This is a genomic window from Streptomyces sp. NPDC059567 (genome assembly GCF_042735655.1).
GTDB lineage: Bacteria > Actinomycetota > Actinomycetes > Streptomycetales > Streptomycetaceae > Streptomyces.
Map to the genome: position 1 here is coordinate 1 of NZ_JBHWBS010000015.1, position 24,027 is coordinate 24,027.

At 69.8% G+C, this 24,027-nt stretch carries 21 protein-coding genes; 18 read left to right on the top strand and 3 right to left on the bottom strand.

What is annotated here, in order from left to right; translation table 11 throughout:
- Positions 1 to 459 precede the first annotated feature (459 nt).
- The 11 genes from ACFVZW_RS10130 (at position 460) to ACFVZW_RS10180 (ending at position 13,328) form a co-directional block, all read left to right on the top strand.
- On the top strand, positions 460 to 2,103 hold the full coding sequence (locus ACFVZW_RS10130) for an ABC transporter substrate-binding protein (protein ID WP_384519310.1): 1,644 nt from the start codon (positions 460 to 462) through the stop codon (positions 2,101 to 2,103).
- A gap of 185 nt (positions 2,104 to 2,288) precedes the next feature.
- A complete protein-coding gene (locus tag ACFVZW_RS10135) occupies positions 2,289 to 3,221 on the top strand; it encodes an ABC transporter permease (protein WP_384519459.1) in 933 nt (310 codons plus the stop codon).
- Positions 3,214 to 4,170 carry an ABC transporter permease gene (locus ACFVZW_RS10140; protein ID WP_384519311.1) on the top strand — a complete coding sequence of 319 codons (957 nt, stop codon included), beginning with the start codon at positions 3,214 to 3,216 and terminating at the stop codon, positions 4,168 to 4,170. The genes ACFVZW_RS10135 and ACFVZW_RS10140 overlap by 8 nt, the downstream gene beginning before the upstream one ends.
- 13 nt (positions 4,171 to 4,183) lie before the next feature.
- Complete coding sequence (locus ACFVZW_RS10145) at positions 4,184 to 5,242, top strand: ABC transporter ATP-binding protein (RefSeq protein WP_384519313.1); 1,059 nt, start codon at positions 4,184 to 4,186, stop codon at positions 5,240 to 5,242.
- Positions 5,235 to 6,383 carry an ABC transporter ATP-binding protein gene (locus ACFVZW_RS10150; RefSeq protein WP_384519315.1) on the top strand — a complete coding sequence of 383 codons (1,149 nt, stop codon included), beginning with the start codon at positions 5,235 to 5,237 and terminating at the stop codon, positions 6,381 to 6,383. The genes ACFVZW_RS10145 and ACFVZW_RS10150 overlap by 8 nt, the downstream gene beginning before the upstream one ends.
- Positions 6,384 to 6,534: 151 nt before the next feature.
- Positions 6,535 to 8,163, top strand: coding sequence for an ABC transporter substrate-binding protein (locus ACFVZW_RS10155; RefSeq protein ID WP_384519317.1), 1,629 nt, complete (start codon positions 6,535 to 6,537; stop codon positions 8,161 to 8,163).
- A gap of 82 nt (positions 8,164 to 8,245) precedes the next feature.
- Entirely contained in the window at positions 8,246 to 9,169 is a 924-nt protein-coding gene (locus ACFVZW_RS10160; protein ID WP_384519319.1) for an ABC transporter permease, read from the top strand.
- A complete protein-coding gene (locus ACFVZW_RS10165) occupies positions 9,162 to 10,157 on the top strand; it encodes an ABC transporter permease (protein ID WP_384519321.1) in 996 nt (331 codons plus the stop codon). Before ACFVZW_RS10160 ends, ACFVZW_RS10165 begins: the two co-directional genes overlap by 8 nt.
- 6 nt (positions 10,158 to 10,163) lie before the next feature.
- Entirely contained in the window at positions 10,164 to 11,138 is a 975-nt protein-coding gene (locus ACFVZW_RS10170; protein ID WP_384519323.1) for an ABC transporter ATP-binding protein, read from the top strand.
- On the top strand, positions 11,131 to 12,171 hold the full coding sequence (locus ACFVZW_RS10175; RefSeq protein WP_384519325.1) for an ABC transporter ATP-binding protein: 1,041 nt from the start codon (positions 11,131 to 11,133) through the stop codon (positions 12,169 to 12,171). The genes ACFVZW_RS10170 and ACFVZW_RS10175 overlap by 8 nt, the downstream gene beginning before the upstream one ends.
- A 224-nt stretch (positions 12,172 to 12,395) precedes the next feature.
- The gene (locus tag ACFVZW_RS10180) at positions 12,396 to 13,328 is read left to right on the top strand and encodes a hypothetical protein (protein ID WP_384519326.1); all 933 of its coding nucleotides are present in this window, start codon (positions 12,396 to 12,398) and stop codon (positions 13,326 to 13,328) included.
- Here ACFVZW_RS10180 and ACFVZW_RS10185 read toward each other — a convergent pair whose 3' ends face one another.
- The gene (locus tag ACFVZW_RS10185) at positions 13,329 to 15,482 is read right to left on the bottom strand and encodes a prolyl oligopeptidase family serine peptidase (RefSeq protein ID WP_384519328.1); all 2,154 of its coding nucleotides are present in this window, start codon (positions 15,480 to 15,482) and stop codon (positions 13,329 to 13,331) included.
- A 166-nt stretch (positions 15,483 to 15,648) separates the two neighbouring features.
- Between ACFVZW_RS10185 and ACFVZW_RS10190 the strand changes: the two genes are divergently transcribed.
- The 5 genes from ACFVZW_RS10190 (at position 15,649) to ACFVZW_RS10210 (ending at position 20,381) form a co-directional block, all read left to right on the top strand.
- Positions 15,649 to 15,843 (top strand): hypothetical protein, encoded by a 195-nt coding sequence (locus tag ACFVZW_RS10190; protein WP_137993529.1) that lies wholly within the window; start codon positions 15,649 to 15,651, stop codon positions 15,841 to 15,843.
- Between the two features lie 56 nt (positions 15,844 to 15,899).
- Positions 15,900 to 16,793, top strand: a complete 894-nt coding sequence (mshB, locus tag ACFVZW_RS10195; RefSeq protein WP_384519330.1) for an N-acetyl-1-D-myo-inositol-2-amino-2-deoxy-alpha-D-glucopyranoside deacetylase — start codon at positions 15,900 to 15,902, stop codon at positions 16,791 to 16,793.
- On the top strand, positions 16,787 to 17,134 hold the full coding sequence (locus ACFVZW_RS10200; protein ID WP_384519461.1) for a DUF6113 family protein: 348 nt from the start codon (positions 16,787 to 16,789) through the stop codon (positions 17,132 to 17,134). The genes mshB and ACFVZW_RS10200 overlap by 7 nt, the downstream gene beginning before the upstream one ends.
- A 173-nt stretch (positions 17,135 to 17,307) precedes the next feature.
- The gene (locus ACFVZW_RS10205; protein ID WP_384519332.1) at positions 17,308 to 19,509 is read left to right on the top strand and encodes a hypothetical protein; all 2,202 of its coding nucleotides are present in this window, start codon (positions 17,308 to 17,310) and stop codon (positions 19,507 to 19,509) included.
- Between the two features lie 236 nt (positions 19,510 to 19,745).
- Positions 19,746 to 20,381, top strand: coding sequence for a hypothetical protein (locus ACFVZW_RS10210; RefSeq protein ID WP_384519334.1), 636 nt, complete (start codon positions 19,746 to 19,748; stop codon positions 20,379 to 20,381).
- Positions 20,382 to 20,508: 127 nt separating this feature from the next.
- On the opposite strand, the gene ACFVZW_RS10215 is transcribed toward ACFVZW_RS10210, so the two are convergent.
- The gene (locus ACFVZW_RS10215; protein ID WP_384519336.1) at positions 20,509 to 21,345 is read right to left on the bottom strand and encodes a tetratricopeptide repeat protein; all 837 of its coding nucleotides are present in this window, start codon (positions 21,343 to 21,345) and stop codon (positions 20,509 to 20,511) included.
- Complete coding sequence (locus tag ACFVZW_RS10220; RefSeq protein WP_384519338.1) at positions 21,342 to 22,358, bottom strand: GNAT family N-acetyltransferase; 1,017 nt, start codon at positions 22,356 to 22,358, stop codon at positions 21,342 to 21,344. Before ACFVZW_RS10220 ends, ACFVZW_RS10215 begins: the two co-directional genes overlap by 4 nt.
- A 112-nt stretch (positions 22,359 to 22,470) precedes the next feature.
- Here ACFVZW_RS10220 and fdxA point away from each other — a divergent pair, with 112 nt between their 5' ends.
- Together fdxA and ACFVZW_RS10230 are read left to right on the top strand one after the other, a co-directional pair.
- Entirely contained in the window at positions 22,471 to 22,791 is a 321-nt protein-coding gene (gene fdxA / locus ACFVZW_RS10225; protein ID WP_003985062.1) for a ferredoxin, read from the top strand.
- 98 nt (positions 22,792 to 22,889) lie between these two features.
- On the top strand, positions 22,890 to 23,987 hold the full coding sequence (locus ACFVZW_RS10230) for a bifunctional succinyldiaminopimelate transaminase/glutamate-prephenate aminotransferase (protein ID WP_384519340.1): 1,098 nt from the start codon (positions 22,890 to 22,892) through the stop codon (positions 23,985 to 23,987).
- Positions 23,988 to 24,027: the final 40 nt, after the last annotated feature.

Consider the following 24,027-nt stretch of genomic DNA (forward strand, 5'->3'; position numbering starts at 1 on the left):
CCATACACTTCCCTGCGAGCTCACATGATTGGTCGGCGATGAGGCCTAGGATCGTCGCTACACACACGGTGTTGCGACGATCCCTGGAATCCGCCTCACTGCGGGGGCCCGAGCCTTTCGTCAAATCCATTTCATGGGCACGGTGTCCGGATATCGGCCGTCGCTCTCCGGAACGTGTGTTAACGGTCCGTTTCGCGGGTGTCTGTCTGTGATCGCTTTGTCCGGATTTCGGTCTCAAGGCCCCTGGTGATGTTGTCAAACCGAGACCACTTAAGTGTGGTTTACAGCCCTGACGTACTTAATAGTTGGCTCCATTGAGCTCGGGTCAATGGGTCACGCACTGTGGGGAGTGCCGACTCACGAGCACACTCGGGGCACATGAGTGCATCGCCGTCAGGGGTGTCGGCGGACTCGAAGTGCCCCTCTTGTAGTGACAAGTGGACTCATGAGGAGGAACCCATGCGCGGTGCCAAGAGCGCCAAGTGGGTAGTGGGCGCGATTGTTGTCGCCCTGGCAGCGACCGCCTGTGGCGGAGGTAAGGGCGACGGCGGCAGCGACGCCAAGGGCCAGGTTGACCCGAACGGGATCTTCTCGATCGAGGTGGGCGAGCCGGAGAAGCTGCTGCACCCGGCCGACACGATGGAGTCCAACGGCTCGATCGTTCTGTCCGGTCTGTTCTCGCAGCTGGTGGACTACACCGCCGACGGCAAGCTCACCATGGTGAACGCCGAGTCGGTCGAGAGCGCGGACAGCAAGCTCTGGACGGTCAAGCTCAAGAAGGGCTGGACCTTCCACGACGGCACCCCGGTGACCGCCAAGTCCTACGTGGACGCGTGGAACTGGGCCGCCAACGTCAACAACAAGCAGGGCAACGCGTCCTGGTTCTCCGACATCAAGGGCTCCGAGGCCCTGCTGCCGGAGAAGGAGGGCGCCAAGCCCACCGCCGACAAGCTCACCGGTCTGAAGGTCGTCGACGACTCGACCTTCACCATCGAGCTCAAGAGCGCGGTTCCGTACTTCGCCTACAAGCTCGGCTACGAGGTCTTCTCGCCGCTGCCGGAGTCCTTCTACAAGGACCCGAACGGTGCGGGCCTGAAGCCGGTCGGCAACGGTCCCTACAAGTTCGAGTCGTGGGACCGCAAGAAGCAGATCAAGATCGTCCGCTACGACGCGTACAAGGGCGAGAACAAGGCGAAGAACGGCGGTGTGATCTTCAAGAACTACACCGGCCTCGAGCCCGCCTACGAGGACCTGAAGTCCGGCAACCTCGACGTCATCCGTCAGGTCGGCCCGAAGGACCTCCCGGTCTACCACCAGGACCTCGGTGACCGCGCCGTGGACGCCGACCAGTCGGCGATCCAGTCCATCGCGGTCGCGTTCTACGCGGACCAGTGGAAGAAGCCCAAGAAGGTCGACCCGAAGGTCATCCAGGGCCTCTCGATGGCGATCGACCGCGCCACCATCACCAAGACGGTGCTGCAGGGTACGCGTGAGCCGGCGACCGGCTGGGTCGCCAAGGGCGTCCTCGGCTTCCAGCCGAACGCCGCGGGCGACGTCACCAAGTTCGACCCCGCCAAGGCCAAGGCGCTGATCGCGGAGGGTGGCGGCGTTCCCGGCAACGCCATCACCATCCAGTTCAACGCGGACGGCGGCCACAAGGAGTGGGTCGACGCGGTCTGCAACAGCATCACCCAGGCGACGCAGGTCAAGTGCGTCGGCGACAGCAAGGCGGACTTCCAGGCGGACCTCGCGGCCCGCAAGGCGAAGGAGGTCAAGTCCCTCTACCGCTCGGCCTGGACGCTCGACTACCCGGTGAACTCCAACTTCCTCCGTGACCTGTTCCAGACGGGTGCGTCCGGCAACCAGGGTGACTTCTCCAACCCGGCGCTCGACGCGAAGATCAAGGCGGCCGACTCCGCGGCCACCCTTGAGGAGTCGGTGAAGGCCTACCAGGAGGTGGAGAAGGAGCTCGTCAACCTGATGCCCTCCATCCCGCTCTGGTACTACAAGGTCAACGCCGGCTACTCCGAGAACGTCGAGGGCGTCCGCTACGCGCAGGACGGCGACCCGGTTCTCGAAGAGATCACCGTCAAGAAGAAGTAATCGCCCAAGCGTAGTCCGCTAGCCGCAAGGCGAGGGGCCGACGGTCGCACACCGTCCGCCGGCCCCTCGCACCGGCGATACGCAGTGGCTGGGGGGCCCTTCCACGACATCCGCGTACCCACAGGGGCGCGGTTGCCGGGGGAGGGCTCGTAGCGCTGCGGCTGTCACATCTCAACGGAGGCATGATGGGGCGCTATGTCGTACGACGACTGCTCCAGATGATCCCGGTCTTCATCGGGACAACCCTGCTGATCTTCCTCATGGTCTACAGCCTGCCCGGCGACCCCGTGGCGGGTCTGTTCGGTGACAAGGCCGCCAACCCGGCGACCGTGGCCAAGATCAGACACGAACTGGGGCTGGATCAGCCGATCCTGCAGCAGTACGCCAATTACATGTGGAACATCGTTGCCCACTTCGACTTCGGCAACCAGATCCGTAACGGACGCCCGGTCACCGAGGTCCTGGGCGACGCGTTCCCGGTCACTCTGCAACTCGCCGCGCTGGCCTTCGCGTTCGAGCTGATCTTCGGCATCGCGCTCGGCGTCATCGCCGGTATGCGCGCCGGCCGTTTGGCCGACAACGCGATCCTGATCTTCACCCTGCTCATCATCTCGGTGCCGGTCTTCGTCCTCGCCTTCATCATCAAGATGGTCTTCGCCTTCGAGCTGGAGTGGATCGCTCCGAACGTCAGCAACGACCAGCTGCTGTCGGAGATGATCGCGCCCGCGATCGTGCTCGGTGGTCTCTCGCTGGCCTATGTGGCCCGACTGACCCGCACGTCCATGGCGGAGAACCTGCGCGCCGACTACATGCGTACGGCCGTCGCCAAGGGCCTGCCGAGGCGCCGGGTCATCGGCGTCCACCTGATGCGCAACTCGATGATCCCGGTCGTCACCTTCCTCGGCACCGACATCGGCGCCCTCATGGGCGGCGCGGTCGTCACCGAAGGCATCTTCAACGTCAAGGGTGTCGGCGGCCTGATCTACGAGTCGATCATCCGCCGCGAGGGCACCACGCTGGTCGGCCTCGTGACCATCCTGGTGCTCGTCTACCTCGTCACGAGCCTGATCATCGACCTGCTGTACGCGGTCCTGGACCCGAGGATCCGTTATGCCTGACGTGACCAAGACCGCCGCCACCGCCGTCGAGGACGCCGTCGCGCCCCCCTCCGTGACGGAGCCCGCGCAGAAGGCGAAGCCGGAGAAGGCCCGCAGCCTCTGGGGCGACGCCTGGGTGGACCTGCGCCGCAACCCCTACTTCGTCGTGTCGTCGGTGCTGATCCTCATCCTGCTGGTGATCACCGCGTTCCCCGGCTGGTTCACCAGTGCCTCGCCCACCAGGGGCGACCTGGTCAACCACTACCTGGGACAGCCCGAGCTGGGCAAGATCGGCTCCGAGGGCTGGCTGGGCTGGGACGGCCAGGGCCGCTCCGTCTACGCCCGACTGATCCACGGCACTCGTGCCTCGATCATCGTCGGTGTCTGCGTCACCGCGATCGTCACCGTCGTCGGTGGCGTGACGGGCATGATCGCCGGCTACTTCGGCGGCATCACGGACGCGATCCTCTCCCGGCTCACGGACGTCTTCTTCGGCATCCCGTTCCTGCTCGGCGCCATGGTCGTCCTGCAGTCCTTCACCGAGCGCACCGTCTGGGTCGTCGTCTTCGCCCTGGCGTTCCTCGGCTGGACCCAGATCGCCCGCGTCATGCGCGGTGCGGTGATCACCGTCAAGCAGTCGGACTACGTCCACGCGGCGAAGGCGCTCGGCGCGGGCACGACCCGGATCCTGTTCCGGCACATCCTGCCGAACGCCATGGCTCCGGTGATCGTCGTCGCGACCATCGCGCTCGGTGGCTACATCTCGGCCGAGGCGACCCTGTCCTACCTGGGTCTGGGTCTGTCCGCACCGACCATCTCGTGGGGTGTCGACATCTCCGCGGGTGTCCAGCAGATCCGTACGGCGCAGCACATCCTGCTGTACCCGTCGATCATGCTGAGCCTCACCGTTCTGGCGTTCATCATGCTCGGCGAAGCCGTACGCAACGCCCTCGACCCCAAGCTGCGCTGAGGAGGGCGTAAACGTGAGCATCATCGACAAGACCGCGACCGTTCCCGCGCCGCGCGACGGCGACGACTACAACGGGCCCCTGCTCGAAGTCCGTGACCTGCATGTGGAGTTCCACACCCGTGACGGTGTGGCCAAGGCGGTCAACGGAGTCAACTACAGCGTGAACGCCGGCGAGACGCTCGCCGTGCTCGGCGAGTCCGGGTCCGGCAAGTCCGTCACCGCGCAGGCCATCATGGGCATCCTCGACATGCCGCCCGGCAAGATCCCGCAGGGCGAGATCCTGTACCGCGGTCAGGACATGCTCAAGATGTCCTACGAGGAGCGCCGGAAGATCCGCGGTCGCAAGATCGCCATGATCTTCCAGGACGCGCTGTCGTCCCTCAACCCGGTCCTCACCGTCGGCTACCAGCTCGGCGAGATGTTCCGGGTGCACCACGGCCTCTCCAAGAAGGCGGCCAAGGTCAAGGCCATCGAGCTGATGGACAAGGTCAAGATCCCGGCCGCCTCGGCCCGGGTCGACGACTACCCCCACCAGTTCTCCGGCGGCATGCGCCAGCGCATCATGATCGCCATGGCGCTGGCCCTCGAGCCGGACCTGATCATCGCGGACGAGCCCACCACGGCGCTCGACGTGACGGTCCAGGCCCAGGTCATGGACCTCCTCGCGGAGCTCCAGCAGGAATACAACATGGGCCTGATCCTGATCACCCACGACCTCGGCGTCGTCGCCGACGTCGCGGACAAGATCGCGGTCATGTACGCGGGCCGGATCGTCGAGACCGCGCCCGTGCACGAGCTGTACAAGCGCCCGGCCCACCCGTACACCCGGGGCCTGCTCGACTCGATCCCGCGCCTGGACCAGAAGGGCCAGGAGCTGTACGCGATCAAGGGCCTGCCGCCCAACCTGCTCCGCGTGCCCACCGGCTGCGCCTTCAACCCGCGCTGCCCGAAGGCCGACGACATCTGCCGCACGGAGATCCCGGCCCTCGCCCCGGTCGCCGAGCAGGACGGCACGGAGCTGCCGGGCCGCGGTAGCGCCTGCCACTTCTGGAAGGAGACGATCCATGGCTGAGCTCAGCAAGAACGACGAGGCCGCGGACGCGACTCCGAACGTCACCGACGTGCACACCGTCGACGCCGCGAGCGAGGCGGAGGCCGTAGCCGCCATCGAGGCGCCGGTCGAGCGCGGTGAGCCGATCCTGCAGGTGCGCAACCTGGTCAAGCACTTCCCGCTGACCCAGGGCATCCTGTTCAAGAAGCAGGTCGGCGCGGTCAAGGCCGTGGACGGGGTCTCCTTCGACCTCTACCAGGGCGAGACCCTCGGCATCGTCGGCGAGTCCGGCTGTGGCAAGTCCACGGTCGCCAAGCTGCTGATGAACCTGGAGCGGGCGACCGCGGGCGAGGTCTTCTACAAGGGCCAGGACATCACCCGGCTGTCCGGCCGCGCGCTGAAGGCCGTCCGCCGGAACATCCAGATGGTGTTCCAGGACCCGTACACCTCGCTGAACCCGCGTATGACGGTCGGCGACATCATCGGCGAGCCCTTCGACATCCACCCCGAGGTGGCCCCGAAGGGCGACCGGCGCCGCAAGGTGCAGGAGCTGCTCGATGTGGTCGGCCTGAACCCCGAGTACATCAACCGCTACCCGCACCAGTTCTCCGGCGGTCAGCGCCAGCGCATCGGCATCGCCCGAGGCCTCGCGCTCAACCCGGAGATCATCATCTGCGACGAGCCGGTCTCGGCCCTGGACGTCTCCGTCCAGGCGCAGGTCATCAACCTGATGGAGAAGCTGCAGGACGAGTTCAACCTCTCCTACGTCTTCATCGCGCACGACCTGTCGATCGTCCGGCACATCTCCGACCGGGTCGGCGTGATGTACCTCGGCAAGATGGCCGAGATCGGTACGGACACGCAGATCTACGACCACCCGACGCACCCCTACACCCAGGCGCTGCTGTCGGCGGTCCCGGTCCCGGACCCGGAGGCCCGCGAGGGTCGCGAGCGGATCATCCTCACCGGTGACGTCCCCTCGCCGGCCAACCCGCCGTCGGGCTGCCGCTTCCGCACCCGGTGCTGGAAGGCCGAGGAGAAGTGCTCCACGGAGGTCCCGCTGCTGGCGATCCCCGAGCGCTTCCAGGGTCAGGACACCCCGGCCGCGCACGAGTCGGCATGCCACTTCGCCGAGGAGAAGGACGTCATCCACGCGGCGTAGCTTCTCGAGCCGTCCACCGAGGGCGCTCCGGCCATGACGGCCGGGGCGCCCTCGGCGCGTTTCTCCCAACGGGTGTCGTAAAGGTGCATAGCGGTATCTCTAGGGTGATATTGGGGCCTATCTGATACTCGGGACCCTCGGGAGGCACCTGATGCGCGGAGCCACGCACGCCAAGTGGGCCGCACTGGCCGTCGCCGTCGCCCTTACGGTGACGGCCTGCGGCGGCGGAGGCGGCGGCGGAGGCGGTGGTGGCGCCGACGGAATCGTGAGCTCCTCCTGGGGTGATCCGCAGAACCCGCTTGAGCCCGGGAACACCAACGAGGTGCAGGGCGGCAAGGTCCTCTCCATGATCTTCCGGGGGCTCAAGCAGTACGACCCGAAGACCGGCGAGGCCAAGAACATGCTCGCCGAGAACATCGAGACGACCGACTCGACCAACTTCACCATCACCCTCAAGGACGGCTGGACCTTCTCCAACGGGGAGGCGGTCACCGCGAAGTCCTTCGTGGACGCCTGGAACTACGGCGCCTCGCTGAAGAACAATCAGAAGAACGCCTTCTTCTTCGGCCAGATCGAGGGCTACGACCAGGTCCACCCCGAGTCGGGCGAGCCGACCGCCGAGACTATGTCCGGCCTCAAGGTCGTCGACGACAAGACCTTCACGGTCAAGCTCACCCAGAAGTTCTCCACCTGGCCGGACACCCTCGGCTACGTCGCCTTCGCACCGCTGCCCCCGTCGTTCTTCGACGACCACGCGGCCTGGCTGAACAAGCCCGTCGGCAACGGCCCGTACACCGTCGGCTCGTACGCCAAGGGTTCGCAGATGGAGCTGCAGCGCTGGGACGCCTACCCCGGAGAGGACAAGGCGCAGAACGGCGGCGTGACCCTCAAGGTCTACACCGACAACAACACCGCCTACACCGATCTGACGGCCGGCAACCTCGACCTCGTCGACGACGTGCCCGCCTCCCAGCTCAAGAACGTCGAGGCGGACCTCGGCGACCGGTACATCAACGTCCCGGCCGGCATCATCCAGACCCTCGGCTTCCCGTTCTACGACCCGGCGTGGAACAAGCCGGGTCAGGAGAAGCTCCGCCAGGGCCTCTCCATGGCGATCAACCGCGAGCAGATCACCGACACGATCTTCCAGAAGACCCGCACCCCGGCCGTCGACTGGACCTCCCCCGTCCTCGGCGAGGAGGGCGGCTTCAAGGACATCTGCGGCGACTTCTGCAAGTACGACGCCGAAGAGGCGAAGAAGCTGGTCGCCGAGGGCGGTGGCATCCCCGGCGGCACGATGACGATCACGTACAACGCCGACACCGGCTCCCACAAGGAGTGGGTGGACGCCGTCTGCAACTCCATCAACAACGCCCTCGGCAACAACCGGGCCTGCGTCGGCAACCCCATCGGCACCTTCGCCGACTTCCGCAGCCAGGTCAGCACGCAGAAGATGAAGGGCCCGTTCCGGGCGGGCTGGCAGATGGACTACCCGCTCATCCAGAACTTCCTGCAGCCGCTCTACTACACCAACGCCTCGTCGAACGACGGAAAGTACACCGACCCGGAGTTCGACAAGCTCGTCGACCAGGCCAACGCAGAGTCCGACATCGCCAAGGCCGTCCAGACCTTCCAGAGCGCCGAGGAAGTCCTCCGCGACGACATGGGCGCGATCCCGCTCTGGTACCAGAACGGCAGCGCGGGCTACTCCGAGCGCATCTCCAACGTGACCCTGAACCCCTTCAGCGTCCCCGTCTACGACCAGATCAAGGTCAACTGACGCAGCTCGTCGGCGTACGGCCCGGCCAGGCGATCACGCGCGAGCCGGGCCGTACGCCTTCCCCACACCCCCGGAGCCCCTCATGGGACGTTATGTGATCCGGCGTCTGCTGCAGATGATCCCGGTCTTCATCGGCGCCACCCTGCTGATCTTCCTTATGGTCAACGTGATGGGCGACCCCATCGCCGGCCTCTGCGGCGACCGCGCCTGCGACCCGGCGACAGCCGCCCAGCTGGAGAAGGAGTTCGGCCTCGACAAGCCGGTCTGGCAGCAATACCTGATCTACATGGGCAACCTCTTCACCGGCGACTTCGGTACGGCCTTCAACGGCCAGCCGGTGACCGAGCTGATGGCGAGCGCCTTCCCCGTCACCATCAGGCTCACGATCGTCGCGATCCTCTTCGAGATCGTCATCGGCATCAGCCTCGGCGTGCTGACGGGTCTCAAGCGCGGCCGCCCGATCGACACCTCCGTGCTGCTGCTCACGCTCGTCGTCATCTCCATCCCGACCTTCGTCACCGGCCTGCTGCTGCAGCTGCTGCTCGGTGTGAAGTGGGGCTGGATCAAGCCGGCCGTCTCGCCCGAGGCCCCCTTCAACGAGCTGATCGTCCCGGGCCTCGTCCTCGCCTCCGTCTCCCTCGCGTACGTCACCCGGCTCACCCGGACCTCGATCGCCGAGAACAAGCGCGCCGACTACGTCCGCACCGCCGTCGCCAAGGGCCTCCCGCGCCGCCGGGTCATCACCCGCCATCTGCTGCGCAATTCGCTCATCCCCGTGGTCACCTTCATCGGCGCCGACATCGGCGCGCTGATGGGCGGCGCCATCGTCACCGAGCGGATCTTCAACATCCATGGCGTCGGCTACCAGCTCTACCAGGGCATCGTGCGCCAGAGCACCCAGACCGTCGTCGGCTTCGTGACCGTCCTCGTCCTGGTCTTCCTGGTGGCGAACCTGCTCGTCGACCTTCTGTACGCCGTCCTTGACCCGAGGATCCGCTATGCCTGAGCCTCTTCAGCCGCATGAGCCGTTCGACGACGGGCGAGCCATCGACCACACGGGTGCGGGCGGCGCCACGGACCTCGCCATGGAAGAGGGCGAGTCGCTCGAGAAAACCCCCGGCGGTCCCCTGGGCACCGGCCCCGCGGGCAAACCCCGCTCCCTGTGGTCCGACGCCTGGCACGACCTGCGCCGCAACCCCGTCTTCATCATCTCGGGCCTGGTCATCATCTTCCTGGTGATCATCTCCATCTGGCCCTCCCTGATCGCCAGCGGAGACCCCCTCCAGTGCGACCTCTCCAAGGCGCAGGAGGGCTCCCAGCCCGGCCACCCCTTCGGCTTCAACGGCCAGGGCTGCGACGTCTACACCCGTACCGTCTACGGCGCCCGGACCTCCGTGAGCGTCGGCGTCCTCGCCACCCTCGGCGTCGCGATCCTCGGCTCCGCACTCGGCGGCATCGCCGGCTTCTTCGGCGGTGCCTCGGACGCCGTCCTCTCCCGGATCACCGACGTCTTCTTCGCCATCCCCGTCGTCCTCGGCGGACTCGTCCTGCTGTCGGTGGTCACCAGCAGCACGATCTGGCCCGTCATCGGCTTCATGGTGCTCCTCGGCTGGCCGCAGATCTCCCGCATCGCCCGCAGCTCCGTCATCACCGCCAAACAGAACGACTACGTCCAGGCCGCCCGCGCGCTCGGCGCCTCCAACTCCCGGATGCTGCTGCGCCACATCACGACCAACGCCGTGGCCCCGGTCATCGTCGTGGCGACCATCGCCCTCGGTACGTACATCTCGCTCGAAGCGACCCTGTCCTACCTGGGCGTCGGGCTGAAGCCGCCGACCGTCTCCTGGGGCATCGACATCTCCTCGGCCTCGCAGTACATCCGCAACGCCCCGCACATGCTGCTCTGGCCGGCGGGCGCGCTCGCCATCACCGTGCTCGCGTTCATCATGCTCGGCGACGCGGTGCGCGACGCCCTCGACCCGAAGCTGAGGTAGGCGCCCATGCTGCTCGAAGTGAGCGATCTGCACGTGGAGTTCCACACCCGCGACGGGGTGGCCAAGGCCGTCAACGGGGTCAGCTACTCGGTCGAAGCCGGCGAGACGCTGGCCGTGCTCGGCGAGTCCGGCTCCGGCAAGTCCGTGACCGCGCAGGCCATCATGGGCATCCTCGACATCCCGCCGGGAAAGATCACCGGCGGGGAGATCCTCTTCCAGGGCCAGGACCTGCTGAAGCTCAAGGAGGAGGAGCGGCGCAAGGTCCGGGGCGCGAAGATGGCGATGATCTTCCAGGACGCCCTGTCCTCCCTGAACCCCGTCATCAGCGTCGGCGACCAGCTCGGCGAGATGTTCCAGGTCCACCAGGGCATGTCGCGCAAGGACTCCCGGGCCAAGGCCGTCGAACTCATGGACCGGGTCCGCATCCCGGCGGCCAAGGAACGCGTGGGGCAGTATCCGCACCAGTTCTCCGGCGGAATGCGCCAGCGCATCATGATCGCGATGGCGCTCTCCCTCGAACCCGAGCTGATCATCGCGGACGAGCCGACGACCGCCCTCGACGTCACCGTCCAGGCCCAGGTCATGGACCTCCTGGCCGAGCTCCAGAGCGAGCTCAACATGGGCCTGATCCTCATCACCCACGACCTCGGCGTCGTCGCCGACGTCGCCGACAAGATCGCCGTCATGTACGCCGGCCGGATCGTCGAGACCGCCCCCGTCCACGAGATCTACAAGGCGCCCGCCCACCCCTACACCCGCGGCCTGCTCGACTCGATCCCGCGCCTGGACCAGAAGGGCCAGGAGCTGTACGCGATCAAGGGCCTGCCCCCGAACCTGCTGGCCATCCCGTCCGGATGCGCCTTCAACCCGCGCTGCCCGCTCGCCCGGGACGTGTGCCGCACCGACGAGCCGCCGTTGTACGAAGTGTCGGAGGAACGCCGCAGCGCGTGCCACTTCTGGCAGGAGGCCCTCCGTGGTTGAGCCGATTCTCCAGGTCCGGGACCTGTACAAGCACTACCCGCTGACCCAGGGCGTCCTCTTCAAGAAGCAGGTCGGCGCGGTCAAGGCCGTCGACGGCGTCGACTTCGACCTGACGGCGGGCGAGACCCTCGGCATCGTCGGCGAGTCCGGCTGCGGCAAGTCGACCGTCGCCAAGATGCTGGTCAACCTGGAGCGCCCGACCTCGGGTTCGATCCGCTACAAGGGCGAGGACATCACCACGATGTCGCCCCGGGCGCTGCGCGCGGTCCGCCGCAACATCCAGATGGTCTTCCAGGACCCGTACACCTCGCTCAACCCCCGGATGACCGTCGGCGACATCATCGGCGAGCCGTACGAGATCCACCCCGAGGTCGCCCCGAAGGGCGACCGGCGGCGCAAGGTCCAGGACCTGCTGGACGTCGTCGGACTCAACCCGGAGTACATCAACCGCTATCCGCACCAGTTCTCCGGCGGTCAGCGCCAGCGCATCGGCATCGCCCGCGGCCTCGCGCTCCAGCCGGAGATCATCGTCGCGGACGAGCCGGTCTCGGCGCTCGACGTCTCCGTCCAGGCGCAGGTGGTGAACCTCCTGGCGAAGCTCCAGGACGAGTTCTCGCTGAGCTACGTCTTCATCGCCCACGACCTGTCGATCGTCCGTCACATCTCCGACCGGGTGGGCGTCATGTACCTCGGCCGGATCGTGGAGATCGGCACGGACGCGGAGATCTACGACCACCCCACGCACCCGTACACCCAGGCGCTCCTCTCCGCGGTCCCGGTCCCCGACCCGGACGCGCGGGAGCACCGCGAGCGCATCATCCTGACCGGAGACGTGCCGTCCCCGGCCAACATCCCCTCCGGCTGCCGTTTCCGCACCCGCTGCTGGAAGGCCCAGGAGCGCTGCGAGCTGGAGGTCCCGGAGCTGGCGGTGCCGGCGGTCTTCCGCCTGACGGACACCCCGGCGAAGCACGACTCGGCCTGCCACTTCGCGGAGGAGAAGCACGTGGTGCCGACGGAGGACGAGTCGCAGTAGCGGAGATTAACGACGGGGCAACGTCCCCGACCCGGCTCCGATATACGAACGCGGCAGGCTCGACAGCGTACGGCCGTGCGGGTGCCGTAGGCCGGCCGGGACGCGCCATGTCGCCCCGGCCGGCCGCCCCCTTTCCGAGGCTCGGTCCGCCCGACCTGACACCTTGCCGCTCGAATATGCGGAACCGCTTGTTTCGGTGCGTGGTTGCGGTGAGTATCGGCTCCGTGACAGTGACTCGACCGGCACGTCTCACCGGCGCCGCGCTCTGTGGCGCACTCGCACTCGTCATCGCCGTCTGGCTCCTGCGCGACCTCGCGGCGTTCGGCTCACCGGCCGAACTCGCGTGGTACTGGGCGGGGGAGAGCGCCTTCCTGCTGCGGCGCCGGGCCGCCACCTCACTGGTCGACCCCCTCCTGCTCATCGCCTGCGTCGCCACCGCCTTCGTCGCCCTCCGCTCCTCCTCCGCCGCGCCCGCGCTCGCCGCCACCGGGGTCGTCACCCTGGCGTTACGGCTGCCCGGCCTGTGGGCCACCGGCGTCGACGCCCTCGTCACGACCCTGATCACGCTCGCCCTCGCCACCGGGCTCGTCGTCACCGCGGCCGCCGGCCGCCGCCCCGCCGAGTCCCGCGACGAGCTGCCGACCCGCCCCCGGACCGGGGCGGCAGTGACGGCAGGGGTCCTGTTCGCGGTGGCCGGTGTCGTCTGGGCGGCGTGGGAGGTGCATGGGGCGACCACCCTGCCCGTAGAGTTCACGGTCGACCGTTTCACCGGCGGCCGCTCGCTCCTGCTGCCCGCGCTCGCCGTCCCACCGGGCTGGCTGAACGTGATGCTCGCCGTGCTGTTCCTGGTCACCGCCGCGAGCGCCTTCGCCCGCGCCCCGTACGCGCGGCCCCTCGGGCTGCTCGCCGGACTCCTCATGACCGGCTGGGGCGTCGCCGGAGTGGCCATCGCGGCACGGCTCGGCTGGGCCGAGCACCTCGGCGCGTCGGCCGACGACGCCCGGCTCGCCCTCGCCACCTCCGCCTACGGACTGCTCGCCGGGATCGCCGTACTGATCCTGCTCGCCGGCCGCGGCCCGGCCGCCCGCCCCGTCCGCCACCGGCCGGTGGCCGCACTGCCCCCGTCCCCGCCGTCCCCGCCGCCGCCCGGCTGGTGACTACTCCTCGGTGAGGCCCAGCGACCGCTTCAGGAAGTCCACCTGGAGCAGCAGCAGGTTCTCCGCCACCTGCTCCTGCGGGGTCATGTGCGTCACGCCCGTCAGCGGCAGGACCTCATGGGGTCGCCCCGCCGCGAGGAGCGCCGAGGACAGCCGCAGCGTATGGGCCATCACCACATTGTCGTCGGCCAGCCCATGGATGATCATCATCGGCCGCGCCGGGTTCTCCGGCGCCGACAGACCGTCGTCCGTGACCAGCGAGTTCGCCGCGTAGACCTCCGGGCTGTCCTGCGGCGTCCCCAGATACCGCTCGGTGTAGTGGGTGTCGTACAGCCGCAGGTCCGACAGCGGTGCCCCCGCGATGCCCGCGTGGAAGACGTCCGGCCGCCGCAGCACCCCGAGGGCCGCGAGATAGCCGCCGTACGACCAGCCCCGGATCGCCACCCGCCCCAGATCCAGCGGGAAGTCCTTCGCCAGCGCGTGCAGCGCCTCGACCTGGTCGTCGAGGGTGGGCGTCAGGTCGTTCGCGATCGCCTTCTCCCAGGCGGGAGACCGCCCGGGAGCGCCCCGGCCGTCCGCCACGATCACGGCGAAGCCCTGGTCGGCGAACCACTGGGACGTCAGATGCGGATTGTGCGCGGCGAGCACCCGCTGGCCGTGCGGCCCTCCGTAGGGATCCATGAGCACGGGCAGTAGTCCGTCACCTTCCCGGTACCCCGAGGGGAGCAGGACGGCGCACGGAATCCGCCGTGCGCCCCCCTCGACCAGGCGCACCCGCGCCGACAGCACCGGCGTCTCCGCATGCGAGCCGATCACCGCCACCTGCTCGCCGTCCCGCAGCACCCGCGCCACGCTCCCCGGAGCGTCCGGCCGGGCCGAGGACAGCACCGTCACCGCTCCGCCCCGCACCGCCGAGTGAATTCCGGTCCCCTCCGAGACCCGCTCCACGCCCAGTTCGTTGACCCGGTAGACGTGGATCTCGCCGGTCTCCGGCTCCGCCGCCTCCTCGCCCGCCGACGCCGACACCATGACGTCGTTCTCCCCGATGTCGAGGACGGCCCGCAGATGCAGCTGCGCACTCGTCAGCGCCCGGTCCCCGACCGCCAGCACGCGCGCCCCGCCCTCGTCGGCGATCCGCACGAGCCGTCCGTCCGGGGCCCAGGCAGGCACTCCCGGCAGCAACTCCAGCCACACCGGGTCCTCGTCCACATGCACCGTCCGCGTCGCCCCGGTCTCCGCGTCCACCGCCAGATGGAGCTGGGTGCGCTGGTCACGGGCCTGCACGAGGATCAGCGGAGGGCCGTCCGACGACCAGTGCACCCGGGCCAGATAGGGATACCGGTCCCGGTCCCAGTCGACCTCCGTACGCTCCCCGGCCAGATCCACCACGTACAGCCGCACCTCCGCGTTCGGCGTCCCCGCCGCCGGATACGGCACCACCCGCGGCTCCCGGTCCGGATGCGCCGGATCCGAGATCCACCACCGTCGCACCGGCCGGTCGTCCGCCCGCGCCACGAGCAGCCGGTCCGACTCCGGCGACCACCAGAAGCCCCGTGAGCGCCCCATCTCCTCGGCCGCCACGAACTCCGCCAGACCGTACGTCGTGTGTGTGTCCTCCGGCTCCGCCAGCGCCCGGTCGCCCTCCCCGTCCGCGCCCACCACCCGCAGCGCGCCCCGCGTCACATAGGCGACGTGCCGCCCGTCCGGCGACGGCCGCGGATCGATCACCGGCCCCGGCACCCGCAGTTCCCGCGCCGTCCCCGCCCTCAGCTCCGCCGCGAACAGCCGGCCCGACAGTGCGAACGCCGCCAACTCCACGGCCCCGTCCACCGTGTAGGACACGATCCCGCCCGAACCCTCACGGCTCCGCTCCCGACGGTCGCGCTCCTCCGCCGACAACTCCTCGGCCGCGCCCTCCAGGAGCGCCTCCGGCTCCGCCGCGACCCGCTCCCGTGCCTCGCCCGCCCGACCGCCGAGGTCGAGCACCCACAGCGCGTGCGAGCGGTCCGTGCCCGACGACGAGCGCACGAACACCACCCGCTCACCGTCCGGGGACACCGAGAACGCACGCGGATTGCCCAGGGTGAAGCGCTGCGTCCGGGCGTACTGACGAGGGAACGAGAGCGGGAACGACCGCTGTTGCCTGGAGGTCATGCGATCGAACCTAGCGCTGTGCGCCCCCCTGTGCCCCCGTACACCATCAATGCGGTGCCACACATAGTTATGATCCGTAGCGCTAGGTGGGTAGGGGACAGCTGGCACATGCTCGCCGACCTGACCGTCCGAATATCCGACCGAAGAAGTGTGGAGGTGAACCGCCGTGGCACTCTCGATTTCGGCGGTGGTGCTGCTGGCGATCGTCGTCTTCCTGCTGATCCGGAAATCCGGGCTGAAGGCTGGACATGCGGCGGTCTGCGCGCTCCTGGGGTTCTACCTGGCGAGCTCGTCCATCGCCCCGTCCATCAGCACGCTCACCACGAACGTGGCGGGCATGATCGGCGGCCTCAAGTTCTGAGCCGCGGTTCCGCGGCCCGCCGTTTCGATCCGGGCCCTGCCTCGTAGGGTGGGGCCATGACGGTTCTCCCAGCCCGTCGTCTGCTCCTGGTGCATGCGCACCCCGACGACGAGTCGATCAACAACGGCGCCACCATGGCCAGGTACGCGGCCGAGGGCGCGCTGGTCACCCTCGTGACCTGCACGCTCGGCGAGGAGGGCGAGGTCATCCCGCCCGAGCTCGCCCATCTGGCACCCGACCGGGAGGACCGGCTCGGGACCCACCGCGTCGGCGAACTCGCCGCCGCGATGAAGGAGCTGGGAGTCACCGACCACCGCTTCCTCGGCGGCCCCGGCCGCTTCCGCGACTCCGGAATGATGGGCGCCGAGCAGAACCGGCGCGACAACGCCTTCTGGAACACGGACGTCGACACCGCCGCCCCGTACCTCGTCGAGATCATCCGCGAGACCCGGCCGCAGGTCCTGGTCACCTACGACCCCGACGGCGGCTACGGCCACCCCGACCACATCCAGGCCCACCGCGTCGCCATGCGCGCCGCCGAGCTGGCCGCGGACGCCTCGTACCGCCCCGACCTCGGCCCGGCGCACACGATCGCGAAGACCTACTGGAACCGGGTCCCGCGCCCGGTCGCCGAGGCCGCGTTCGCCAGGCTCCGCGCCGAGGGCGTCGACTTCCCCGGCATCGCCGAGATCGACGACGTCCCCGGAGTGGTCGACGACTCCCTGATCACCGCCGAGATCGACGCCGGAGCGGGTCACGTGGACCGCAAGACCGCCGCGATGCGGGCACATGTCACCCAAATCGCCGTCGACGGGCCGTTCTTCGCCCTCTCGAACGATCTGGGACAGCCGATCTTCACCACGGAGTACTACCAGTTGGTCAGCGGCACGCCGGGCGCACCGACGGGCGTACGCGAGACCGATCTCTTCGCCGGTGTGGAGGCATCGTGAACGTCCGGGTCGTCTGGTACGTATTCCTCCTCGTCCTCGGCGCGCTGGTCGGTGCCGCCGGCTCGCTCGCCCAAACAGCCTGGTTCCCGGGAGGATTGATTCTCGCGCTGCTCGCCACCGCAGGCGTGTTCTACGGCGGGCTGCGCGCCACCGACACCCAGCTGGGCATCGTCGCTCCGGGCGTGGGCTGGCTGGTGACGATCGTGCTGCTCAGCCTCGGACGGCCGGAAGGCGACGGGGTCTTCGCGGGCGGGGCAGCCGAGATGATCTACCTTCTTGGAGGCATGGCCGTCGCTGTGATGTGTGCCACCATGGCGCGGCTGCCGCGACCGGCCCCGTGAACAGGCCGACTTGAGCGAGGGTCGCCCGGACTTCGGCCGGAATGCCCCGTGCTCGATCCCCGGCCGTCGGGTGCCTGTCGGCGACGGCCAGTATGGTGGTGCGCGCCGCCGAGCCGCCCGGGTACACGAGCACCAGCAAGAGCGGGCGGTGGAGCCAACCGGGAGAACCTGCTTTGAGTCGTGAAACTGGTCGAGAGACTGACAGTTCGTCCTCCGGCGCCCAGGGGCGCGGTGGAGCCGCGTACCCGTCGGGTACACCGCCGTACGGATCCCGCCAGTATCCGTCGCTCCACCCCACGCAGGACGGGGCCGACGACCCGGCCGGCGCCTCCGCCGTGCCCGCTCCGCCGCAGCCGGAGGAGCCGAAGACCGAGACCACGCTGACCACCCGGATCCGGATCAACATTCCGGGTTCGCGGCCGATCCCGCCCGTGGTGGTCCGCAAGCCGGTCGCGGACGCGCCCAAGCCGAAGCGCGAGAGCGCTCCGGCCGCCGAGGCCGTCCCGGCGCCCGCACCTGCGCCCGCGCCCGCCCCTGAGCCGCCGGCGCCGGTGGAGCCTCCCAAGGCGGAGGAGAAGCCGACCAGCGACTGGTTCGCCCCGCGCAAGGGGGCCGCCCCCGCCGCGCCGGCGACGCCGGCCCCGGCTGCGCCTCCCGCGCCGTCCGCGCCCTCCGGGGCCCCGGCGCCCGCGGGCACGGGTGCCGGTCCCGGCGCCGGCCCTCGTGGCGGTCCCGGCCCGCGCGGCGGGTCCGGTCCTCGTGGCGGTGCCGGCGCGCCCGGACATACGCCTCCTCCCGGTCTGCGACCCCCGGCGTCGGGCGGCCCGGCCCGTGGCTCCGGCTTCGCGGGACCCGCGACCGGCGGCATCCCGACCATAGGGGGCGCCTCGATCTCGGCGACCCCCGCGGCCGGCATGCCGATGTTCCTCACGACGCCGCCGCAGGACGAGGCCGGATACGGCCCCGACGGCGCCCCGTACTCCCCGGGCGCCCCGCAGGCGCCTACCGGCCCGACCACCGGCCCCGTCACCGGCAGCAGCACGGTGGGCGGCCCGATGGCCGGTGGCCCGGCAGGCGGCGGCCCGATGGTCGGCGGACCTCGCCCGGGCGGTCCGGCCGGCGGTGGGCCCGTCGCCGGCGGTCCCTTCGGGGGCGCGCCGCGCATGTCGGACGACACCGCCGTCCTGACCCCGCAGAGCCCCGGCCCGATCACTCCGCCCGGCGCGGGCCCCGCCGGGCACGTCTCCGGGGACACGCTCACCAGCGGCATCCCCGTCGTGCCCTCGGGCCCGGGCGGCCCCTCCGGCCCGGACCGCACGCCCCGCGCCCCGGAGCACGGCTTCTCGGCCCCCGAGGTCGTCGGCGGCGCCCCGGCGCCCGCCGCCCCCAGGACCGCGACGCCCGCCTCCTCCTCCGCCCCGGCGAAGAAGGGCCGCTCCAAGCTCGTCCTCGTCGGCGTCGGCGTGTTCGGTCTGGTCGGCGTCGCCTATGGCGCCGGCCTGCTCCTCAACCACTCCGACGTCCCCAAGGGCACCACCGTCCTCGGCGTCGACATCGGCGGCGGTACGAAGGAGGAGGGGGTCAACAAGCTGGAGACCGCCCTCGGTAAGCGCGCCCACGCGCCCCTCCAGCTCAGCGTCGGCGGGAAGACGGTCGCGCTCTCCCCGGACAAGGCCGGTCTCTCCCTCGACAGCCAGGAGACCGTCCGCGCGGCCGCGGGCAGCGACTACAACCCCGTCTCCGTGATCAGCTCCCTCTTCGGCGGCGAGCGGGTCGCAGAGCCGAAGCTCCCGGTCGACGAGGAGAAGCTGGCCGTCGCCCTCACCGACGTCTCCGGCGCGTCCGGCTCGGCGACCGAGGGCACGATCAGGTTCTCCCCGAGCAAGGTCACCGCCGTCCCGGGCAAGCCCGGCAAGGGCCTGGACGTCGCCCGTTCGATGATCTTCGTGAAGGACGCGTTCCGCGCCCAGGTCCAGACGGGTCGGTCGAAGCCCGTCGAGCTGCCCGTCGTCACCCGCCAGCCCACCGTCACCCAGGCGGAGCTGGACCGGGCGATGAAGGAGTTCGCCGAGCCCGCCATGTCCGGTGTGATCGTGATCAAGGCGGGCCAGAAGGAGATCAAGTTCGGCCCGGCGCGGTCGCTGCCGCAGATCCTCTCCATGAAGCCCGTCAACGGCCGCCTGGTCGAGGTCTACGACAAGAAGGCGATCGACAAGCTCCTCGACGGAGTCTTCGACGGGATCATGATCACCAAGGCCGACGGCAAGAAGCACCAGGTCTCCGCCGACGACGTCGCCTTCGTGATGCGCGACGCCCTGATGGGCAAGACCGCGGCCGAGCGGACGAAGGTCATCGACCTCGACGGCGAGGGCTGACGCCCCGTACGAGCTGAGAGGGAGCCCCACCCGGCACGCCGGGTGGGGCTCCTTCGCTCTGTCGAGCGGTTGCGATCGTGAACCTCGCGTGCGCGACTTGTGAAGATGCCCGTGAAATGCGAAAACCTCAGGTGTGACCACGTTGTCGGCGGTCTCCGCACCTACGATCCCAAGGGTCCCTGGGCCGATGAACTTGCTGGGGTGAATGCGGAAAGTCCGGTCATAGGGGAGTTGGCGTGAGGTACGACGAGGAGTGGGCGGCCGTGCGGACCGTCGCGTGGCGGGCCGTGGGTGGCCTGGGTCTTGCGATGACGCTCATGGCATGCGGGAGCGGCAAGCCGGAGCCGGCGGCGAAGCCGACGGTGCCGGCGACGGAGGTGTGCGGGGGCCTGTCGCCGAAGGCGGCGAAGGCGCTTGAGCGGATCTCGGAGGCGAAGCGGTTCGAGTATCGCTCGTACGGGGTCGCCGACTCGCTGAAGGAACTGCTGCACGACCCCGAGCTCGACGGAAGCGGGCAGCGGACCGCCTGTGTGATCGAGCCGGATGTGGAGGACCCCGCAGAGAGCCCGTCGAGGATGACGGTGCTGTTCGAGGAGGTCGACCGGGTGCCCGCGCCGCAGCCGAAGGTGGTCGCGGCGGCGCGCCTTCCCGTCGGTCTGCTGGCGGAAGGCGGCGACGCGGACGCCGATCTGTGGTTCGCCTGCGAGGTGAAGGGCGTCGGCAAGCCGATGGTCCACGCGGAGCTGGCCTACGGCTCCCGCCCGCGCGAGGGCAGTGCCAAGGAGGCGAACATCCGCGTCCTCCAGGACCTCTCGCACCGGCTCGCCCTCGCCATGGGCTGCCCTGACGCGGGGGGCGTCCCGAGCGTCTGAGGCGTCACGCGGCGGAGGGCCCTCCGGACGCGGGGCGGGCCCTCCGCACGTGATCAGCACTCGCCCCCGCCTCCCTGCCCCTCCCTGGAGGGAGGACGGAGCCGGGCGGCGTCCGGCCCGGCGCCCCTTAATTCAGCAGCGCCCGCGCCGCCTGCGCCCTGTTCCTGATCGTCGCCGCCGCGCTCGGTTCCACCGCGGCCACCACCGAGGCGTACGCCTCCATCTCCGCCGCGCCCGCGAGGAACTCGCCCCGCTGGACCAGCAGCTCCGCGTGTTCGTAGCGCAGGCGGGCGGGGTGGGTGGGGAGCAGCAGGGAGAGCTCGACGGCCCACAGTGCGACGGCGGAGCGTTCCGGGCGGGGGGTCGCCCAGGCGCGGATGTTGTTGAGGATGCGGAGAACGATCTCCAGCGGGTCCGCGGGGCGCAGCATCGACGGTTCCAGGGGTTCGCCCGTCGCGCCCGCCACCAGGAGTTCCGCGTCGATGCCCGTCATCGCCCGGCCGCCCGCGAAGGGGTCGGCGAGGACCTGGGCCGACGGGTCGCCGAAGCCGATGACGAAGTGGCCCGGCAGGCCGAGCCCGTACACCGGCGCACCCGCCCTGCGCGCGACCTCCATCCAGACCACCGACAGCAGGATCGGCAGGCCCCGCCTCCGCTGCAGGACGTCGTGGAGCAGCGAGGACTCCAGACGCTGGTAGTCGGCCGGGACGCCCTGGAAGCCGTACCGGCCGCCGAGCAGCCGGGCGAGCGCCGCCGCCCACTCCTGCGGGTCCCGTATGCCGTACGGCAGCTCGCCGGCCAGCCGGTCCAGCTCGATCTCCGCCGCGTCCAGATCGGCCTCCGTGACCGCGGGGTCCGCCTCCGCGCCGATCAGCAGACAGAGCCGCGCGAGATCCGGGCGCCGTGCACGGGCCTCCTGCGCGAACTCCCGCCGCCAGTCGGTCACGTCGGTCACCTCGCTCACGCCTCCGCCGCTCGGTAGGGCCCGTATCGATAGTGGTGGTAGTGGTGATGGACGGTGAAGCCCATGCCCTCGTACAGCGCCCGCGCCCCGTCGTTGTCCTTCTCCACCTGGAGCCAGGCCGCCGACGCGCCCTCGTCGAGGGCCTGCCGGGCGAGCGCCGTCATGACGGCCGTGGCCAGGCCCTGACGCCGGTGCGCGGGGTCGACCTCCACCGCCATGAATCCGGCCCAGCGGCCGTCCACCACGCAGCGTCCGATCGCGGCCGGTATGTCTTCCGTGCCCGGTACGGACGCGAACCACACACTCGGGCCGCTGGTCAGCACCTTCAGCACATGCGGGCCGGGCTCGCCCGACCGGTTGTAGCGACCGAGCCAGGCGGCGTCCAGGGACCGGGAGAGGAGGACGGACGACACGTCCGCGTCCAGGTCCGCGACCGGCGCCAGCCCCCCGGTCCGCACCTCCGCCGAGACCTCCGAGCGCCAGCCGCGACGCTCCAGCTCCGCGCAGAGAAGCTCCTGCGTACCCTCGGCACCGGTCGCCGTCTGGACGTACGCCGGGAGGTCGCGCCGCGCGTACCACTCGCGCACCCGCTCCAGGGCCTCGTCGAGGGGCAGCCCCGGATCACCGAGCGGCAGCGCCGAATTGGCCCGTCGCGTGAATCCCGCGGCGGCCCGCAGCGTCCACTCGCCGAGCGGCTCGCTCTCCACCGGCTCCCACGCGCGTGCCAGCACCCGCGCCAGCTCCTCGAAGGAGGCCGCGGGCCCGCGCCGGCGGGCCGGGGCCGCGGGGACGACCTTGCCCGCGACCAGTGCGGATTCCGCGATCCGGACGCCCTCACCCGTCCGTCGTGTGATCAGCAGCACATCGGCGTCCCATGATGTGAGAACGCCGACCGCATCGGTGAAGCGCTCGCCCGGGGCACCGGACTCCGTCACGTACCGAACTGAGACACGTTTTCCCACGTCAGCGCGGGTAATACGCACCTCAAGGCGCCCTCCAGCGGTGAATTCCACAGCTTCTCCGCCCCTCCTGTTCGGATCGACCCCAAGAACGGAGATACTAGGGGCGGGCATCGACGACGCCGCGCTCCCGCGCAGACCAGCCCTACCGAGGAGGAACGACAGCGTGACCTACGTCATCGCGCAGCCTTGTGTCGACGTCAAGGACAAGGCTTGCATCGAGGAGTGCCCCGTCGACTGCATCTACGAGGGCTCCCGGTCCTTGTACATCCACCCGGACGAATGCGTCGACTGTGGTGCTTGTGAGCCGGTGTGCCCGGTCGAGGCCATCTTCTACGAGGACGACACCCCGGAGGAGTGGAAGGACTACTACAAGGCGAACGTCGAGTTCTTTGACGAGCTCGGTTCTCCCGGTGGTGCCTCCAAGCTCGGCCTGATCGAGCGCGACCACCCCTTCATCGCCGCCCTGCCGCCGCAGAACGGCTGATCATCCCGCCCTCGGTCCCGTACGGCCTCGCCCGCTGTACGGGACCGACGCGTTTCCCGACGCGTCACCCCCGTACGTACGAGGAAGTGAGCCAACTCGTGAGCGCAGTCTCTTCGCGCCTGCCCGTCTTCCCCTGGGACAAGCTGGAGCCGTACAAGAAGACGGCGGCCGCCCACCCGGACGGCATCGTGGACCTGTCCGTGGGCACGCCGGTCGACCCGGTGCCGGAGCTGATCCAGCGGGCGCTGGTCGCGGCGGCCGACTCGCCGGGCTATCCCACGGTGTGGGGCACCACCGAGCTGCGGGACGCGCTGACGGGCTGGTGCGAGCGGCGCCTGGGCGCGGTCGGCTTCGCGCACACGAACGTGCTGCCCGTCGTCGGCTCCAAGGAGCTGGTGGCCTGGCTGCCGACGCAGCTGGGGCTCGGCGCCGGAGACCAGGTCGCCTACCCGCGGCTCGCCTACCCGACGTACGAGGTCGGCGCGCGGCTCTGCGGCGCCGAGCCCGTCGTCTACGACGACCCGGTCGCCGATCTCGACCCGGCCGCCGTCAAGCTGCTCTGGCTCAACTCGCCCTCGAACCCCACCGGCAAGGTCCTCGGCAAGGACGAGCTGACCCGAATCGTGGCCTGGGCGCGCGAGCACGGCATCCTCGTCTTCTCCGACGAGTGCTACCTGGAGCTGGGCTGGGAGGCCGACCCGGTCTCCGTCCTGCACCCGGACGTCTGCGGCGGTACGTACGAGGGGATCGTCGCCGTCCACTCGCTCTCCAAGCGCTCCAACCTGGCCGGCTACCGCGCCGCGTTCATCGCGGGCGACGCGGCGGTCCTCGGCGAGCTGCTCCAGATCCGCAAGCACGGCGGCATGATGACCGCCGCCCCGGTGCAGGCCGCGACGGTCGCAGCCCTGGGCGACGACACGCACGTGGCCGAGCAGCGCGAGCGGTACGCGGCCCGGCGCACGGCCCTGCGGACGGCCCTGGAGGCGCACGGCTTCCGGATCGAGCACAGCGAGGCCAGCCTCTACCTGTGGGCGACCCGCGACGAGCCGTGCTGGGAGACGGTCGCGTACCTCGCCGAGAAGGGCGTCCTGGTCGCGCCCGGTGACTTCTACGGGGTGGCGGGGGAGCGGTTCGTCCGCGTGGCCTTCACCGCCACCGACGAGCGCGTCGAGGCGGCGGTCAAGCGCCTCGGCTGATCCCGCGCACGTGCGAGAGGGCCCGGGGAGCGTGATGCTC

Bases quoted from the DNA above. Each gene is read 5' to 3' on its own strand.
- ACFVZW_RS10130 (WP_384519310.1), top strand. From the start codon at position 460: ATGCGCGGTGCCAAGAGCGCCAAGTGGGTAGTGGGCGCGATTGTTGTC.
- ACFVZW_RS10135 (WP_384519459.1), top strand. From the start codon at position 2,289: ATGGGGCGCTATGTCGTACGACGACTGCTCCAGATGATCCCGGTCTTC.
- ACFVZW_RS10140 (WP_384519311.1), top strand. From the start codon at position 3,214: ATGCCTGACGTGACCAAGACCGCCGCCACCGCCGTCGAGGACGCCGTC.
- ACFVZW_RS10150 (WP_384519315.1), top strand. From the start codon at position 5,235: ATGGCTGAGCTCAGCAAGAACGACGAGGCCGCGGACGCGACTCCGAAC.
- ACFVZW_RS10155 (WP_384519317.1), top strand. From the start codon at position 6,535: ATGCGCGGAGCCACGCACGCCAAGTGGGCCGCACTGGCCGTCGCCGTC.
- ACFVZW_RS10160 (WP_384519319.1), top strand. From the start codon at position 8,246: ATGGGACGTTATGTGATCCGGCGTCTGCTGCAGATGATCCCGGTCTTC.
- ACFVZW_RS10165 (WP_384519321.1), top strand. From the start codon at position 9,162: ATGCCTGAGCCTCTTCAGCCGCATGAGCCGTTCGACGACGGGCGAGCC.
- ACFVZW_RS10170 (WP_384519323.1), top strand. From the start codon at position 10,164: ATGCTGCTCGAAGTGAGCGATCTGCACGTGGAGTTCCACACCCGCGAC.
- ACFVZW_RS10185 (WP_384519328.1), bottom strand. From the start codon at position 15,482: ATGACCTCCAGGCAACAGCGGTCGTTCCCGCTCTCGTTCCCTCGTCAG.
- mshB (WP_384519330.1), top strand. From the start codon at position 15,900: ATGACGGTTCTCCCAGCCCGTCGTCTGCTCCTGGTGCATGCGCACCCC.